General features: G+C 42.7%; 9 protein-coding genes, 3 tRNA genes and 3 rRNA genes. 2 read left to right on the top strand and 13 right to left on the bottom strand.

Annotated elements, in window-relative coordinates; genetic code table 11:
• Position 1: 1 nt before the first annotated feature.
• The 7 genes from MHH73_RS01215 to MHH73_RS01185 all read right to left on the bottom strand — a co-directional run bounded on the left by MHH73_RS01215 (position 2) and on the right by MHH73_RS01185 (position 6,028).
• Positions 2 to 76, bottom strand: a tRNA-Glu gene (locus MHH73_RS01215).
• A 24-nt stretch (positions 77 to 100) separates the two neighbouring features.
• Positions 101 to 173, bottom strand: a tRNA-Thr gene (locus MHH73_RS01210).
• 31 nt (positions 174 to 204) lie between these two features.
• Positions 205 to 279 (bottom strand) — tRNA-Asn (locus MHH73_RS01205).
• A gap of 19 nt (positions 280 to 298) precedes the next feature.
• Positions 299 to 415 (bottom strand): 5S ribosomal RNA (gene rrf / locus MHH73_RS01200).
• Positions 416 to 729: 314 nt separating this feature from the next.
• Positions 730 to 3,663: ribosomal RNA gene (locus MHH73_RS01195) — 23S ribosomal RNA — on the bottom strand.
• Between the two features lie 326 nt (positions 3,664 to 3,989).
• Positions 3,990 to 5,538: ribosomal RNA gene (locus MHH73_RS01190) — 16S ribosomal RNA — on the bottom strand.
• Together the 16S, 23S and 5S rRNA genes with 3 tRNA genes alongside form the textbook arrangement of a ribosomal RNA operon.
• 250 nt (positions 5,539 to 5,788) lie before the next feature.
• On the bottom strand, positions 5,789 to 6,028 hold the full coding sequence (locus MHH73_RS01185; RefSeq protein ID WP_191816854.1) for a hypothetical protein: 240 nt from the start codon (positions 6,026 to 6,028) through the stop codon (positions 5,789 to 5,791).
• A 138-nt stretch (positions 6,029 to 6,166) separates the two neighbouring features.
• Here MHH73_RS01185 and pdaB point away from each other — a divergent pair, with 138 nt between their 5' ends.
• Complete coding sequence (pdaB, locus tag MHH73_RS01180) at positions 6,167 to 6,919, top strand: polysaccharide deacetylase family sporulation protein PdaB (RefSeq protein WP_341064103.1); 753 nt, start codon at positions 6,167 to 6,169, stop codon at positions 6,917 to 6,919.
• Positions 6,920 to 6,939: 20 nt separating this feature from the next.
• On the opposite strand, the gene MHH73_RS01175 is transcribed toward pdaB, so the two are convergent.
• A complete protein-coding gene (locus tag MHH73_RS01175) occupies positions 6,940 to 7,581 on the bottom strand; it encodes a KinB-signaling pathway activation protein (protein ID WP_341064101.1) in 642 nt (213 codons plus the stop codon).
• A 148-nt stretch (positions 7,582 to 7,729) separates the two neighbouring features.
• On the opposite strand from MHH73_RS01175, the gene gerD reads away from it, so the two are divergent.
• Positions 7,730 to 8,377 (top strand): spore germination lipoprotein GerD, encoded by a 648-nt coding sequence (gerD, locus tag MHH73_RS01170; protein ID WP_341064100.1) that lies wholly within the window; start codon positions 7,730 to 7,732, stop codon positions 8,375 to 8,377.
• A 58-nt stretch (positions 8,378 to 8,435) separates the two neighbouring features.
• Here gerD and MHH73_RS01165 read toward each other — a convergent pair whose 3' ends face one another.
• From MHH73_RS01165 to MHH73_RS01145, 5 genes are all read right to left on the bottom strand, one after another.
• Positions 8,436 to 9,485: an Mrp/NBP35 family ATP-binding protein gene (locus MHH73_RS01165; RefSeq protein ID WP_191816858.1), complete on the bottom strand. Its 1,050-nt coding sequence runs from the start codon at positions 9,483 to 9,485 to the stop codon at positions 8,436 to 8,438.
• A 170-nt stretch (positions 9,486 to 9,655) separates the two neighbouring features.
• The gene (gene cwlD / locus MHH73_RS01160; protein WP_191816859.1) at positions 9,656 to 10,375 is read right to left on the bottom strand and encodes an N-acetylmuramoyl-L-alanine amidase CwlD; all 720 of its coding nucleotides are present in this window, start codon (positions 10,373 to 10,375) and stop codon (positions 9,656 to 9,658) included.
• Positions 10,376 to 10,441: 66 nt separating this feature from the next.
• On the bottom strand, positions 10,442 to 10,885 hold the full coding sequence (locus tag MHH73_RS01155) for a DUF2521 family protein (RefSeq protein ID WP_191816860.1): 444 nt from the start codon (positions 10,883 to 10,885) through the stop codon (positions 10,442 to 10,444).
• A gap of 90 nt (positions 10,886 to 10,975) precedes the next feature.
• Positions 10,976 to 11,812: a pyrroline-5-carboxylate reductase gene (proC, locus tag MHH73_RS01150; protein WP_341064098.1), complete on the bottom strand. Its 837-nt coding sequence runs from the start codon at positions 11,810 to 11,812 to the stop codon at positions 10,976 to 10,978.
• A gap of 477 nt (positions 11,813 to 12,289) precedes the next feature.
• Complete coding sequence (locus MHH73_RS01145) at positions 12,290 to 14,965, bottom strand: YhgE/Pip domain-containing protein (RefSeq protein ID WP_341064096.1); 2,676 nt, start codon at positions 14,963 to 14,965, stop codon at positions 12,290 to 12,292.
• Between the last annotated feature and the right edge of the window lie 160 nt (positions 14,966 to 15,125).

The following is a 15,125-nucleotide window of genomic DNA, read 5'->3' as shown; positions in this document are numbered from 1 at the left end:
ATGGTGACCCCTACGGGATTCGAACCCGTGTTACCGCCGTGAAAGGGCGGTGTCTTAACCGCTTGACCAAGGGGCCAAAAATATTTAAAGTTCTTACCAGAGCTTCCAACCGGGCTCGAACCGGTGACCTCTTCCTTACCATGGAAGTGCTCTACCTGCTGAGCTATGGAAGCATCAGCTAAATATCTTTGATTTTGTTTAAAATGGCTCCGCAGGTAGGATTCGAACCTACGACCGTTCGGTTAACAGCCGAATGCTCTACCACTGAGCTACTGCGGAATAATATTATAATATGTATGCCCGGCAACGTCCTACTCTCACAAGGGGACAGCCCCTAACTACCATCGGCGCTGAGAAGCTTAACTTCCGTGTTCGGTATGGGAACGGGTGTGACCTTCTCGCTATCGCCACCGGACTTTTTAAAGACATTTATTATTATAACGTCTTTTATGAATTTTTCAAGAGAAATTTTAAAAATCATTCTCTGAAAACTAGGTAATGTTGAAGAAGATTGTTGTTGAGTAATCGCCTATGCGTTGCTGACTGTGCTACTTACGTAGTGCTGTCTAGCTGCGGCGGCAAGGAGCCGCCCGCATTTCGAATTGTCCAGCTACAGCGCCTAGGTGCTCGAGGTCATAAGCCAATTTCGCTATGAGGTTAAAGAACAACCTCCTATCGAACTCGTCTTATGCTTGTCGCACCTGTGCAAGGCGCTTTCGCTTTTCGTTTTTGGTTAAGTCCTCGATCGATTAGTATTAGTCAGCTACATGTGTCGCCACACTTCCACCTCTAACCTATCAACCTGATCATCTTTCAGGGATCTTACTAGCTGACGCTATGGGAAATCTCATCTCGAGGGGGGCTTCATGCTTAGATGCTTTCAGCACTTATCCCTTCCGCACATAGCTACCCAGCGATGCCTTTGGCAAGACAACTGGTACACCAGCGGTGCGTCCATCCCGGTCCTCTCGTACTAAGGACAGCTCCTCTCAAATTTCCTGCGCCCACGACGGATAGGGACCGAACTGTCTCACGACGTTCTGAACCCAGCTCGCGTACCGCTTTAATGGGCGAACAGCCCAACCCTTGGGACCGACTACAGCCCCAGGATGCGATGAGCCGACATCGAGGTGCCAAACCTCCCCGTCGATGTGGACTCTTGGGGGAGATAAGCCTGTTATCCCCGGGGTAGCTTTTATCCGTTGAGCGATGGCCCTTCCATGCGGAACCACCGGATCACTAAGCCCGACTTTCGTCCCTGCTCGACTTGTAGGTCTCGCAGTCAAGCTCCCTTGTGCCTTTACACTCTACGAATGATTTCCAACCATTCTGAGGGAACCTTTGGGCGCCTCCGTTACTCTTTAGGAGGCGACCGCCCCAGTCAAACTGCCCACCTGACACTGTCTCCCATCCCGATAAGGGATGTGGGTTAGAATTTCAATACAGCGGGGGTAGTATCCCACCGACGCCTCCACCGAAGCTAGCGCTCCGGCTTCTAAGGCTCCTACCTATCCTGTACAAGCTGTACCAAAATTCAATATCAGGCTACAGTAAAGCTCCACGGGGTCTTTCCGTCCTGTCGCGGGTAACCTGCATCTTCACAGGTACTATAATTTCACCGAGTCTCTCGTTGAGACAGTGCCCAGATCGTTACGCCTTTCGTGCGGGTCGGAACTTACCCGACAAGGAATTTCGCTACCTTAGGACCGTTATAGTTACGGCCGCCGTTTACTGGGGCTTCGATTCAAAGCTTCGCGTGAGCTAACCTCTCCTCTTAACCTTCCAGCACCGGGCAGGCGTCAGCCCCTATACTTCGCCTTGCGGCTTCGCAGAGACCTGTGTTTTTGCTAAACAGTCGCCTGGGCCTATTCACTGCGGCTCATCAAGGCTTTAACACCCTAATGAGCACCCCTTCTCCCGAAGTTACGGGGTCATTTTGCCGAGTTCCTTAACGAGAGTTCTCTCGCTCACCTTAGGATTCTCTCCTCGCCTACCTGTGTCGGTTTGCGGTACGGGCACCTTATTCCTCGCTAGAGGCTTTTCTTGGCAGTGTGGAATCAAGAACTTCGGTACTAAATTTCCCTCGCTATCACAGCTCAAGGTATGTGACCATGGGATTTGCCTCATGGTCCCTCTAACTGCTTAGACGCACATCCAATAGTGCGCTTACCCTATCCTCCTGCGTCCCCCCATCACTCAAACAGAATACGGTGGTACAGGAATATCAACCTGTTGTCCATCGCCTACGCTTTTCAGCCTCGGCTTAGGTCCCGACTAACCCTGAGCGGACGAGCCTTCCTCAGGAAACCTTAGGCATTCGGTGGATGGGATTCTCACCCATCTTTCGCTACTCATACCGGCATTCTCACTTCTAAGCGCTCCACCAGTCCTTACGGTCTAGCTTCAACGCCCTTAGAACGCTCTCCTACCACTGAACATCTACGATGTTCAATCCACAGCTTCGGTGATACGTTTAGCCCCGGTACATTTTCGGCGCGGAGTCACTCGACCAGTGAGCTATTACGCACTCTTTAAATGGTGGCTGCTTCTAAGCCAACATCCTGGTTGTCTAAGCAACTCCACATCCTTTTCCACTTAACGTATACTTTGGGACCTTAGCTGGTGGTCTGGGCTGTTTCCCTCTTGACTACGGATCTTATCACTCGCAGTCTGACTCCCATGGATAAATCTTTGGCATTCGGAGTTTGTCTGAATTCGGTAACCCGATGAGGGCCCCTAGTCCAAACAGTGCTCTACCTCCAAGATTCTTACGCATGAGGCTAGCCCTAAAGCTATTTCGGAGAGAACCAGCTATCTCCAAGTTCGATTGGAATTTCTCCGCTACCCACACCTCATCCCCGCACTTTTCAACGTACGTGGGTTCGGGCCTCCATCCAGTGTTACCTGGACTTCACCCTGGACATGGGTAGATCACCTGGTTTCGGGTCTACGACCACATACTATATTCGCCCTATTCAGACTCGCTTTCGCTACGGCTCCGTCTGTCCAACTTAACCTCGCATGTAATCGTAACTCGCCGGTTCATTCTACAAAAGGCACGCTATCACCCATTAACGGGCTCTAACTACTTGTAGGCACACGGTTTCAGGATCTCTTTCACTCCCCTTCCGGGGTGCTTTTCACCTTTCCCTCACGGTACTGGTTCACTATCGGTCACTAGGGAGTATTTAGCCTTGGGAGATGGTCCTCCCTGCTTCCGACGGGATTTCTCGTGTCCCGCCGTACTCAGGATCCACTCTGGAGGGAACGAAGTTTCGACTACAGGGCTTTTACCTCCTATGGCGGGCCTTTCCAGACCTCTTCGTCTATCTCGTTCCTTTGTAACTCCGTATAGAATGTCCTACAACCCCAAGAGGCAAGCCTCTTGGTTTGGGCTAATCCCGTTTCGCTCGCCGCTACTCAGGGAATCGCGTTTGCTTTCTCTTCCTCCGGGTACTTAGATGTTTCAGTTCCCCGGGTCTGCCTTCCATACCCTATGTATTCAGGTATGGATCCTATCCCATAACGGATAGGGGGTTTCCCCATTCGGAAATCTCCGGATCAAAGCTTACTTACAGCTCCCCGAAGCATATCGGTGTTAGTCCCGTCCTTCATCGGCTCCTAGTGCCAAGGCATTCACCGTGCGCCCTTATTAACTTAACCTATGTTCGGCTTGCGATAAGCTACGCATTTCGGTGTCAGCTCACTCGTCAACATCCTCATGTGCACAAGACGCACACTCCGGTGTTTCCTCACTCGCTTCCTTGAACTGCTTGCTTCTCACAACCCTCACGGTTGTGTTCATTAAAAAAAGTTTAGTATCTTTACTCTATCTATAATTATATAGAGAGAAAATAACTAAGGTGGCGATTACTCGGTAATCTTCTTCATTACATTATCTAGTTTTCAAAGAACGATTGAATTGAGAGATTATACTCTCAAAACTGAACGAACAATCTAACATCAAGTTAATTCCGTATATTCCTTAGAAAGGAGGTGATCCAGCCGCACCTTCCGATACGGCTACCTTGTTACGACTTCACCCCAATCATCTGTCCCACCTTAGGCGGCTGGCTCCAAAAGGTTACCCCACCGACTTCGGGTGTTACAAACTCTCGTGGTGTGACGGGCGGTGTGTACAAGGCCCGGGAACGTATTCACCGCGGCATGCTGATCCGCGATTACTAGCGATTCCGGCTTCATGTAGGCGAGTTGCAGCCTACAATCCGAACTGAGAATGGTTTTATGGGATTGGCTAAACCTCGCGGTCTTGCAGCCCTTTGTACCATCCATTGTAGCACGTGTGTAGCCCAGGTCATAAGGGGCATGATGATTTGACGTCATCCCCACCTTCCTCCGGTTTGTCACCGGCAGTCACCTTAGAGTGCCCAACTAAATGCTGGCAACTAAGATCAAGGGTTGCGCTCGTTGCGGGACTTAACCCAACATCTCACGACACGAGCTGACGACAACCATGCACCACCTGTCACTCTGTCCCCCGAAGGGGAAAGTCCTATCTCTAGGATTGTCAGAGGATGTCAAGACCTGGTAAGGTTCTTCGCGTTGCTTCGAATTAAACCACATGCTCCACCGCTTGTGCGGGCCCCCGTCAATTCCTTTGAGTTTCAACCTTGCGGTCGTACTCCCCAGGCGGAGTGCTTAATGCGTTTGCTGCAGCACTAAAGGGCGGAAACCCTCTAACACTTAGCACTCATCGTTTACGGCGTGGACTACCAGGGTATCTAATCCTGTTTGCTCCCCACGCTTTCGCGCCTCAGCGTCAGTTACAGACCAGAAAGTCGCCTTCGCCACTGGTGTTCCTCCAAATCTCTACGCATTTCACCGCTACACTTGGAATTCCACTTTCCTCTTCTGCACTCAAGTTCCCCAGTTTCCAATGACCCTCCACGGTTGAGCCGTGGGCTTTCACATCAGACTTAAGGAACCGCCTGCGCGCGCTTTACGCCCAATAATTCCGGACAACGCTTGCCACCTACGTATTACCGCGGCTGCTGGCACGTAGTTAGCCGTGGCTTTCTGGTTAGGTACCGTCAAGGTACCGGCAGTTACTCCGATACTTGTTCTTCCCTAACAACAGAGTTTTACGATCCGAAAACCTTCATCACTCACGCGGCGTTGCTCCGTCAGACTTTCGTCCATTGCGGAAGATTCCCTACTGCTGCCTCCCGTAGGAGTCTGGGCCGTGTCTCAGTCCCAGTGTGGCCGATCACCCTCTCAGGTCGGCTACGCATCGTCGCCTTGGTGAGCCGTTACCTCACCAACTAGCTAATGCGCCGCGGGCCCATCTGTAAGTGATAGCAGAACCATCTTTCAATCTAATTATATGTATAAATAGATATTATCCGGTATTAGCCCCGGTTTCCCGGAGTTATCCCAGTCTTACAGGCAGGTTGCCCACGTGTTACTCACCCGTCCGCCGCTAATCATTGGGAGCAAGCTCCCTCTGATTCGCTCGACTTGCATGTATTAGGCACGCCGCCAGCGTTCGTCCTGAGCCAGGATCAAACTCTCCAATAAAGTGTTTGATTAGCTCGTTTGCACCTATGGTGCTTTGTTGCTGATAATCAGCTTTTTTAGAATTACGCTTGACGTTTTATGTTCGTTCAGTTTTCAAAGAACAATCTCGTTCGCTTCAGAAGCGACTTTATTAATTTAACATCTCAGTTCGTTTTTGTCAACAATTTTTTTGTTTTTTATTTAAAAACTTTTTAGTAGTTGATGTCACTAACGACTGCTTTAATATAATAACACCATATCTTTTAAAACGTCAATGACTTTTTTTCATTTTTTTATTCTTTTTTTCATTTAATTTATAATGAGCATATTCATGTGCTGGAACAACCCTTTTGAATAAGCTTAAAAGAATCTCATATTTCTCCTTCATTGCAACTTTAACGACATCTGCAATTCGCTCATCTTCTAAATCGAACAAAATTTCATCCATCTCTCTCTTTAATAAGTATTCAATTTCTTGTTGTTCTTTTCCATTTAGTAATAACCCGATCAACGATTGTTCCACCCTCTCTTTGACAAGCTATCAATATATTACCCATCCCCACTCTTTTTATAATGATAAATTCATCATGTTTTTAATTTTTTTTGCATAGATATAGGACAAGGATGTATTAGGACGAGGTGAAAAAGAATGAAGTTCTTTTATGTATTTCATGCAAAGAGATTAAAACAAATGATTTTAATTTTGGTGGCAGCATTTTTCACAGCCATGTTTATGTTTATGGAAACAACGATTCATTTACCTGTTTTTTCTACAAAAGACGCCCCGAAGGCATTATATAAAGGGGAGAAAGGAGTGGCTCTCACTTTTAATATTGGTTGGGGCGATGAAAAGGCTGAGCCTATTTTAGACTTATTAAAAAAAGAAAACGTGACTTCTGCGACATTTTTCTTATCAGGCTCATGGGCTGAGAGCCACCCTGATATTGTCGAACGTATTGCTAAATCTGGATATGAAATCGGTATACTAGGCTATAATTACGAAGACTATACAGAGCTAGAAGAGGATAAAATCAGACAAGATTTAGCTAGAGCACAAACCGCGTTTGCTAAGTTAAATATTAAGGATATTAAATATGTTAGGCCACCTACTGGTCACTTTGATAAAAAAACCTTAGCAGCCGCCAAACAATTAGGCTATACAGTCGTTCATTGGAGTTTAGATTCTAAAGACTGGACAAATCCGGGTACAGATAAAATTATTCAAAAAGTACTCGAAGCTGAAAATGGAGAAATCGTGCTGATGCATGCATCTGATTCCGTGAAACAAACATCCAAAGCATTGCCTTCAATCCTAAATGGGTTCAAAAAGGAACAGCTTGAGCTAGTAACGATTTCAGAAATGATGGCCAATGCCAATGCAACGACAGAAGAAATTAATTAAATAACAAAAAAGTCGCCTGCTTAAACAGACGACTTTTTTGCTTGTAATCTTTCTCTTTGACGGGCTGATTCTGCATTATATTTTGGTAACACCAGTAATTGATAAGCATTACAAATGATTAAAGGGAGAACCATTAACCATAACCAGCTTTCTTCGTTTACCCTTAATACCGGCACCCATTCAATCGTTGTCACGACCACCATAAAGAACAATGCTGGTACAAAAGCATGTTTATTCGTAGTGGATACTTTTAAAGCTGCAATAACTAGACCAGCTATTAAAACAACACTTGCAAGACCCAAATAAGGGAGAATACTATCTCCTGTATCCGCAAAAGCTTTATAACGGAAGTACACTAAATCAAATAGTACAAATAAAATCAACACAATTTGCACAGCATTCCATAGTTGATGAGACTTAAATATACCCAATCCAAAACGATGCACTGTTAAATATGCGAAAAATCCCATTTGACTAATAATACTAAAAATTAAACCGACACCGAATAACCAAAAAAGAACAGATAGTATTTCCAACCCATCAAAATTGGTAAATAAATGAGAAAATTCATCCCAACGCACGACAAAACCAATAACCCCTGTTGCAACGCCACCGACAAGTAATGTGGTTATAAAAAATTTGATCCAAGCTCGGCTAGTCAATTCCTTTTCCCCCATAACGTTATTATCACTTAATGATTGTACCAAACCTTTACTTGAAAAATCTAGGCAATCCGCAATTTACGCATAATATTGACAGATTTTCTTCATTCTATTAGTACGGGATATTTATTTTAGGAGGCAGTTTAACATGAAAAAAAGCCTTTTTATTATTCCATTGCTCCTCATTCTAACCTTAACAGCATGTTCGCAATCAGGTAGTGAGCATATGGACTATGATCAAACGAAGAAAATGATTGTAGATATACTAAAAACGGATGACGGAAAACAAGCATTACAAGACTTAATGGCAGATGAAAAAATAAAACAGCAACTAGTAATGGACCAGAATATGGTGACAGAGACAATCGAGAGTACGCTGACATCAGATAAAGGCACAGAGTTTTGGAAAAAGTCCTTTGAAGACCCAGCATTTGCTGAAACAATGGCTAAAAGCATGAAATCAGAGAATGAAGAGTTACTCAAGGACTTAATGAAGGATCCAGATTATCAAAAAATGATGATGGACATTCTAAAGGATCCCGAAATGGAGAAGGAATTAACAGAAGTGATGAAAAGCCAAGCATTTAGGGAGCATTTGCAAACAGTCATTACTGAAACCTTTGAAAGCCCGCTGTTTAAGGCAAAATTACAAGATGTTCTTATGAAAGCAGCCGAAGAATCACAATCAGGTAAATCAGGTAAAGAAGGCGGCGGCGGTAGCGAAGGTGGTGGCGAAGGTAGTGGCGGTGAACAAGGCGGTGAGGGAGAAGGCGGCCAAGAAGGTGGCGGTGAATAAGGTTCTGGAGAGTACTATAAAGAAAGCATTTGGATTTAACATCCAAATGCTTTTCTTATTATGCTTTTTCAATTACTTGTTGTGCAATTTCTGTATAGATTTTTCCTAAACGATGATCTGCGTCATAAATAGATGGGGCGAAATCTTCTTCGCTCCAATCAGGCTGTTGCAGTGGTAATTGACCAATTACCTCTGTTCTTAGTTCTTCTGCAAGTTTTTCTCCGCCACCATGACCGAAGACATATTCTTTTTCACCCGTAACTTTACTTTCAAAGAAAGCCATATTTTCAATTACACCTAAGATTTCATGTTCAGTACGAATAGCCATCGCACCAGCACGAGCGGCAACAAAAGCAGCTGTAGGGTGAGGCGTAGTCACGATGATTTCCTTACATGAAGGAAGCATTGTATGAACATCTAACGCCACATCACCTGTTCCTGGTGGTAAATCTAATAGAAGATAATCAAGATCTCCCCACTCTACTTCATTAAAGAAGCTATTGAGCATTTTACCAAGCATTGGACCTCTCCAAATAATTGGTGCATTGTCCTCTACAAAGAAGCCCATAGAAATAACCTTCACACCAAAACGTTCAACAGGAATAATGCGCTCCCCTCTCACTACAGGGCGCTTCATAATACCCATCATATCAGGAACACTAAACCCATAAATATCTGCATCTACTAGACCGACTTTCTTTCCTTGCCTAGCAAGAGCGACCGCCATATTGACAGATACCGTTGATTTCCCAACGCCACCTTTACCACTAGCAATAGCAATAAATTTCGTTTTACTATTCGGTGATAATAGACCTTTATCTTCTTCAGGCATTGCTTGTCTATGTTTTTCTAGTGTTTCAGCCGGAAGTTCATTAAAACGGATACCCACGGATTCTGCTCCTGCTGCTTTAATTCGATTCACAATCTCCGTTTGCAATTGCAATTGTTCAGCTGTCGCAGTCTTAGCGATCAATATTTTTACACTGACGTGAGCCTTCTCCTCTTTTACTTTAATCTCTTCAATCGCTTGAAGTTCCCCGAGTGTTTTATGTAAAAAAGGTTCTTGTAAGCCTTCAATGGCTTCTCTTACTTTTTGTTCTGTAATCATCTATCCTACACCCCTTTAAAATCGTTTCTTCATTAGAATAACTCTAATTGTCATTCTAACACATATTAGAATATCAGTCTTATACAATGCCTAAAATATCTTAAAGATCTATTTGTATAAATGTTTAAAATTTCCATCAAATAAAAACACGAACAAATTTTTGTCCGCGTTTAATCTTCTATCACAATTTCTTTCTCATTAGAGTAATGGCGCATTATGCCATTGTAAATGGAGGCTGCTATTTTATTTTGATAATCGTCACTTTGAAGTAAGGTCCGCTCGTTTTGATTAGAGAGGAAACCAACTTCTACAAGGACACCAGGTTTTTTCGAATGATCAAGAATATAGACATTTTTTAATTCCTTTGCCCGCCTTGTCGTATTCTCTAAGTTGGCGATGAGTTCATCTTGGATAAATTTAGCCGCTCGTGCATTCCCATCTATATGAGAAGCAAAAAAGGTTTGGGCTCCTCTCCATTTTGGAGAAGGGATTGAATTCAAATGGACACTTACGTAAAAATCAGCATCACTATGATTAATCATATTTAAGCGTTTTTTCAAATCCTCTACTTTTCGCCTACTATACCCTTTAGTATCTTCTGCGGCTAAGTCTCTATCATCTTCGCGTGTCATCATCACTACGGCCCCTTGTTCTTGAAGGTAATCACGTAGCTTCAAAGAAACTTCTAGAGAAATATCTTTCTCCAAAACATTTCCATTATCTGCTCCACCATCCGGACCGCCGTGACCAGGGTCAAGAAGGATAACCTTTCCCGATAAAGGAAGATTCCAAGCATTCCAAGAATCATCTTCAGAAAAGTCATATTGCAAAATAAAGAATAAAATAGCCAGTCCAGTTATAAAACCAATTACTTTTAATTTCTTCCTCACAGATTTACCACTCCCCGCTCGTCCTCACAAATATATATATGGGACAAGGAGAGTGATTAGAACGATTTAATGCAGTCTTAATTTATGCCTTTTTCGGCCATTTTGAAACCCTTCCATCCACCAACTGTAAATGTACTGTTCGCAACTGTAGAATAGGGATTCACTATAAATCCCTTCTTCATTTTGCGCCCAATATAAGAAAAAATGATATAGGGTATTCGTAAAATGTGTAAGTTCTTCTTTACATCTATGTTGTACGGCGGTAGCCGTCTCACCACTCGTACCAAAATGACTATAATGTGCGCCTAAAAGATACGCTTCGATTGCCATATCATAACAAGCTTCCTCGATTCCCGCATGGTTCATTAAACTTGTTAACAAACGAGATGATCCGAATAAACGCTTCACTTGTTCTTTTAAATCCTTTACTGAGATTTCCTTAAGCACTGACTTTTCATATTTTAACTGCTTCTCTCGCCGTTTATCTTCAAATGTTGTAATAAGTGTCACTTGTTTTCACCTCTATCTCTATTCTTTAACTTCCTGTATAGAGGCATACAAAAAGCAGCGGAGATTTCCGCTGCCAATTTTTCCACCATATTAATGTGGGACTTTTTCTAACTCTTCTCTAATTTCCTTCGAACGGGCGGCAGCATGTTGAACAGCTTCGGAAATCGCTTCCCCGCCATGATGTGCTTTTAGTGCTTCGACACCCGAATGCGTTGTACCATTAGGTGACGTCACTCTCTCACGTAAAACAATCGGTGATTCGCCTTTTTCCAGAACCATTTTTGCTGCTCCATAGATCGTTTGAGCAATGATTTTCCTTGCTTTTTTTGCTTCTAACCCTTGTTCTACACCCACCTTCTCCATCTCTTCCATTAGATAGTAGAAGTAGGCAGGGCCACTCCCGGCAAGACCTGTGAAAACATCCATCTGCTCTTCTTCGATGACAAATACTTCACCCATGCAAGCAAGTAAATCTTTCACATCTCTCTCATGTCGCTTCTGAGTATAAGAACCGAGAGACATCGCTGTAGCTGATTCTTGAATCATGCTAGAGGTATTTGGCATCACACGAATGACTTGTTGCTCATCGTTTAGCTTCTCTTCCATATAGGAAGTAGAAATACCCGCTAATACAGAAACAACCACTTGATCAGGTCTAATTTTATCTTTTAAAAAGGCAAGGGCTTCTTCTGCACCATATGGTTTCATTGCCATAATAAAATAATCAACTTCTTCATACGGTAAATCTTTTTGTAACATCGTATGAACTCCGTATCTTTCCTTTATTTCTGTCAACCGATCCCCATTGAATTTATTCGTTACATAAATTTGCTGTGCTGGTACCTTCTCCGCATGAACCATTCCTGAAATCATTGACTCTGCCATTGAACCTGCACCAAAGAAAGCCACTGTCTTATTCTCTAACATTTACACGAACACTCCTTAAAAGTTGTGTCTTCGTTTCCGTACTTTTTTCAACGTTATCTATCTTAACATGTCACTATTGAGAATCAAGGGGTAACGATTAAGTCATAAGGATATGAGCGAGATAGTGAAAGAAAGCGGTACCATTCAAATCCTGATGTCCTCTAACCTTGCTCAACCGTCTGTATGCAGGCTCAATCTTGAATATCGTGTTTTCATCTTTGTTTTAAAGAAGGAAAAATACTTCAATCGTAGTTTCATTCTTTTTTCTTGAATCATAAGGGATTGGGAAGAACATTTATGATGTGATTACGTTGATAGATATATGCCACATAATCGATGCAACTGCTTTAAAAACAATTACAAAAAGAGCTACTGTCTCCACTCCCTATAAAATTATCGCCACCAACAAGCCCTGTTCTGTATGATGACAAATCAAAAAAAAGCTTTTCGCCACAAGAAGTGACAAAAAGCTCTTTATTAATCAACTAATCGGCTAGAACGAGATTTCTCCGCTGTCTTCTTTAACCAAGGTGTTAATGGTTTTTTTAGTACAAGCCCTAAGATCAAAGAGGCTACGAAAAAGATAAATAAGTATAGAAAACTCATCCAGACGACGTGTGGGACAATACCTCCGACTGCTTCTCTCAGAATATTAATCGCATGTGTAAATGGTAAAAATGGATTAATCGCTTGGAAAAATGCTGGGGCAACTTGAATTGGGAAAGTACCACCTGCACCTGATAATTGCAATACCATGAGGATAATTGCTAACGCCTTACCAATATTACCAAAGATGGAGACAATCGTATAAACCATTGTCATAAACATCATCGCAATAATGACAGTAAATATCACAAACCAAACTGGGTTTGCTGCGTAAGTCCCAAGAATCAAGAGATCACCAACACTAACAATTAACCCTTGTAGGAAGCCTACGATTAAAAATAGTACAAGCCTGCCAAGGTAAACATGGCGAATAGAATACTCCTCTTTCATATCTTCGGGGTGGACATCTGTTTTTAATAAGTTCGCTAATAACAATGCACCTACCCATAAACATAACACGGTATAAAATGGTGTATTCGCTGAACCGTAATTCGGAATTGGATATAATTGATCCTCAACAAGTTTTACCGGTTCTTTAAAGAATTCACTTTCTTTTTGAATATCATTTTTTAATAACGCAATGATTTCTCCCAAATCATTATTTGCCTTAAAATCTCGAATATCATCAGCTGCCTTATGGACTGAATCTTCAAGCGCAGGAAGATTCCCTTGAATGAACGCCGATACTTCAGAAAGTCCTTTTTCAACCTCAGGAAGGTTTTCATTCACTAAGCCCGCTATTCGCGAGAATTCTGACTCAATTTTAGGGAGGTCATTACGGACAAAGTTACTTGCTTGATGAATTTTATCTTCCACCACTGGAAGGTCATTTCGAATAAAGTCGCTTGCCTTATGAACGGCATCAACTGCTTTCGGTAAATCCGTCTCAATCTTGGCTACTATCTCACCTATTCTCACCTCAATGGCAGGCAGGTCAGCGATGATTTGATTAAGCTGAGCTTCACCTGTTTCAGCGATTCCTTCTGCATTCGTTAGCACTTCTTCTATATTCGGCATTTCTTGTTGAATGTTCTCTAAATCGCCCGCAGCTTTTTGCGCTGTCTCATTCAATTGCTGCATCCCATTTAAGATTTCTTGCTTTCCACCATTGTTCATAAAACCAACAAGACTACTCGCTTGAGAGGCAGTATCTTGAGCCTGTTTTCTTAGCGCTTGGATTTGCTCTTTTGATAATTCACCTGAACCCGCTTGCGCTAGGGAATCATTCAGTGCTGTTAACTGCTGTGATAATTGTGTTAATGAATCAATCACAGTTGTAAATTGACCGTTTTGATTGAACGCCGTAAACATATCAATCGCATGATTCACTGCTGTAATATTTGTCTGCAATTGTTGTTGCAAATCTTCAATCGATTGATTGACCGAATTGTTCATTTGGTCATTTTCGCGTTGTTGAAGTACTTGATCAATGGAATTAGCCGTATTTTCAATGATAACTGCATTTTGAGTAATAACATCTAATATAGGCTCCATTGCCCCATCATTTGCTGATAAAAATCTATTTAAACTAGTCACATATTCTTCAGCATCAGCCGCCATTTGATTGGCTTTTGGTAAAGCTGCCTGGACACGGTCAATCACCTCTTGCGCTGTTTGAACACCTGTTAACGCTCGATTTAACTGATCTGATACTTCTCCAAACTGCTGACTTGCTTCAGTTAATCGCTCTGCTGCCTCTTCAATTTCTGGTAACCGCTCTTCTAATGTCAATACTTGATCACCTAATTGATTGATGAGCGGAAGCTTTTCTTCTAATGTGAGTATTTGCTGTGCGCCTTGATTTAATTCAGGAAATTTCTCTTCTAAGGCAATTACTTTAGTAATCGTTTCCTTCATTTCTGGCCAGTCTTCATTTAACGTGACAATCTTTTCCCCTACTTCATTTAACTCCGGAAACCGCTCTTCTAAGGCAAAAATATTATTCTCCACTTTAAGAATGGTCGGTAGTTCTTCCTCTAACTTAATGCCGATATCGTTAAATTCCGTGAATAGGGCTTTTGATGCTTCGGCTAAGAAATTCTCACTGATTTGTTCTACTAATGCGGAAGCGCCTGCAGATGTCATCTTCGGTGCAATCGCATTTAATTTTTCATTTACCTCATACCTAACTTCTGGTGCTTCTGGTTCACCATCCACCACACTTGTTAATTGTTGCGAAAAATCCTCGTCAATATAGACCGCAGCATAATAATCTCCATCTCTAACTCCTTCTTCAGCTGCCTGCCTATTCACAAAGGTCCAACCCATTTGATCATTATCTTTTAATTGATCAACGAGCTCTTGCCCTACATTGAGTTCTTTCCCTTCAAGCTTTGTGCCACCATCTTCATTGACAATTGCTACCTTAATTTGACTCGTCTCGCTATATGGATCCCACGATGCAGCAATATTAAACCATGCATACAATGACGGCAAAAAGGCTAAACCGATTAGTAGCAACGCAACTAGCGGTACCCTGCGTAAATTCCTAAAATCCTGCCTGACAATGCTGAAAATCTCCTTCAATCTTCCACCTTCCTTATTCATGATGGGCCTTCTTAAAACAGAAAAACCCCAATTCAATACCTATAAGAATACAACATCCTTTTAGAAGTTTCCATTTAAAAGTCACTGGAAATTGCATAATAAAACTGAATGGTTGCTGGTCGAATAATTGTCGCTTCAAAAGGTGCAATAATTTGTATAG

Source organism: Cytobacillus sp. FSL K6-0265, from assembly GCF_038003465.1.
In the GTDB taxonomy this organism is placed as follows: domain Bacteria; phylum Bacillota; class Bacilli; order Bacillales; family Cytobacillaceae; genus Cytobacillus; species Cytobacillus stercorigallinarum.
This window is presented reverse-complemented; position numbering and strand designations above follow the sequence as displayed.

What these genes read in the sequence shown, in the direction of transcription:
- pdaB (WP_341064103.1), top strand. Translation starts at nt 6,167, where the DNA reads ATGAAGTTCTTTTATGTATTTCATGCAAAGAGATTAAAACAAATGATT.
- gerD (WP_341064100.1), top strand. Translation starts at nt 7,730, where the DNA reads ATGAAAAAAAGCCTTTTTATTATTCCATTGCTCCTCATTCTAACCTTA.
- MHH73_RS01165 (WP_191816858.1), bottom strand. Translation starts at nt 9,485, where the DNA reads ATGATTACAGAACAAAAAGTAAGAGAAGCCATTGAAGGCTTACAAGAA.
- proC (WP_341064098.1), bottom strand. Translation starts at nt 11,812, where the DNA reads ATGTTAGAGAATAAGACAGTGGCTTTCTTTGGTGCAGGTTCAATGGCA.
- MHH73_RS01145 (WP_341064096.1), bottom strand. Translation starts at nt 14,965, where the DNA reads ATGAATAAGGAAGGTGGAAGATTGAAGGAGATTTTCAGCATTGTCAGG.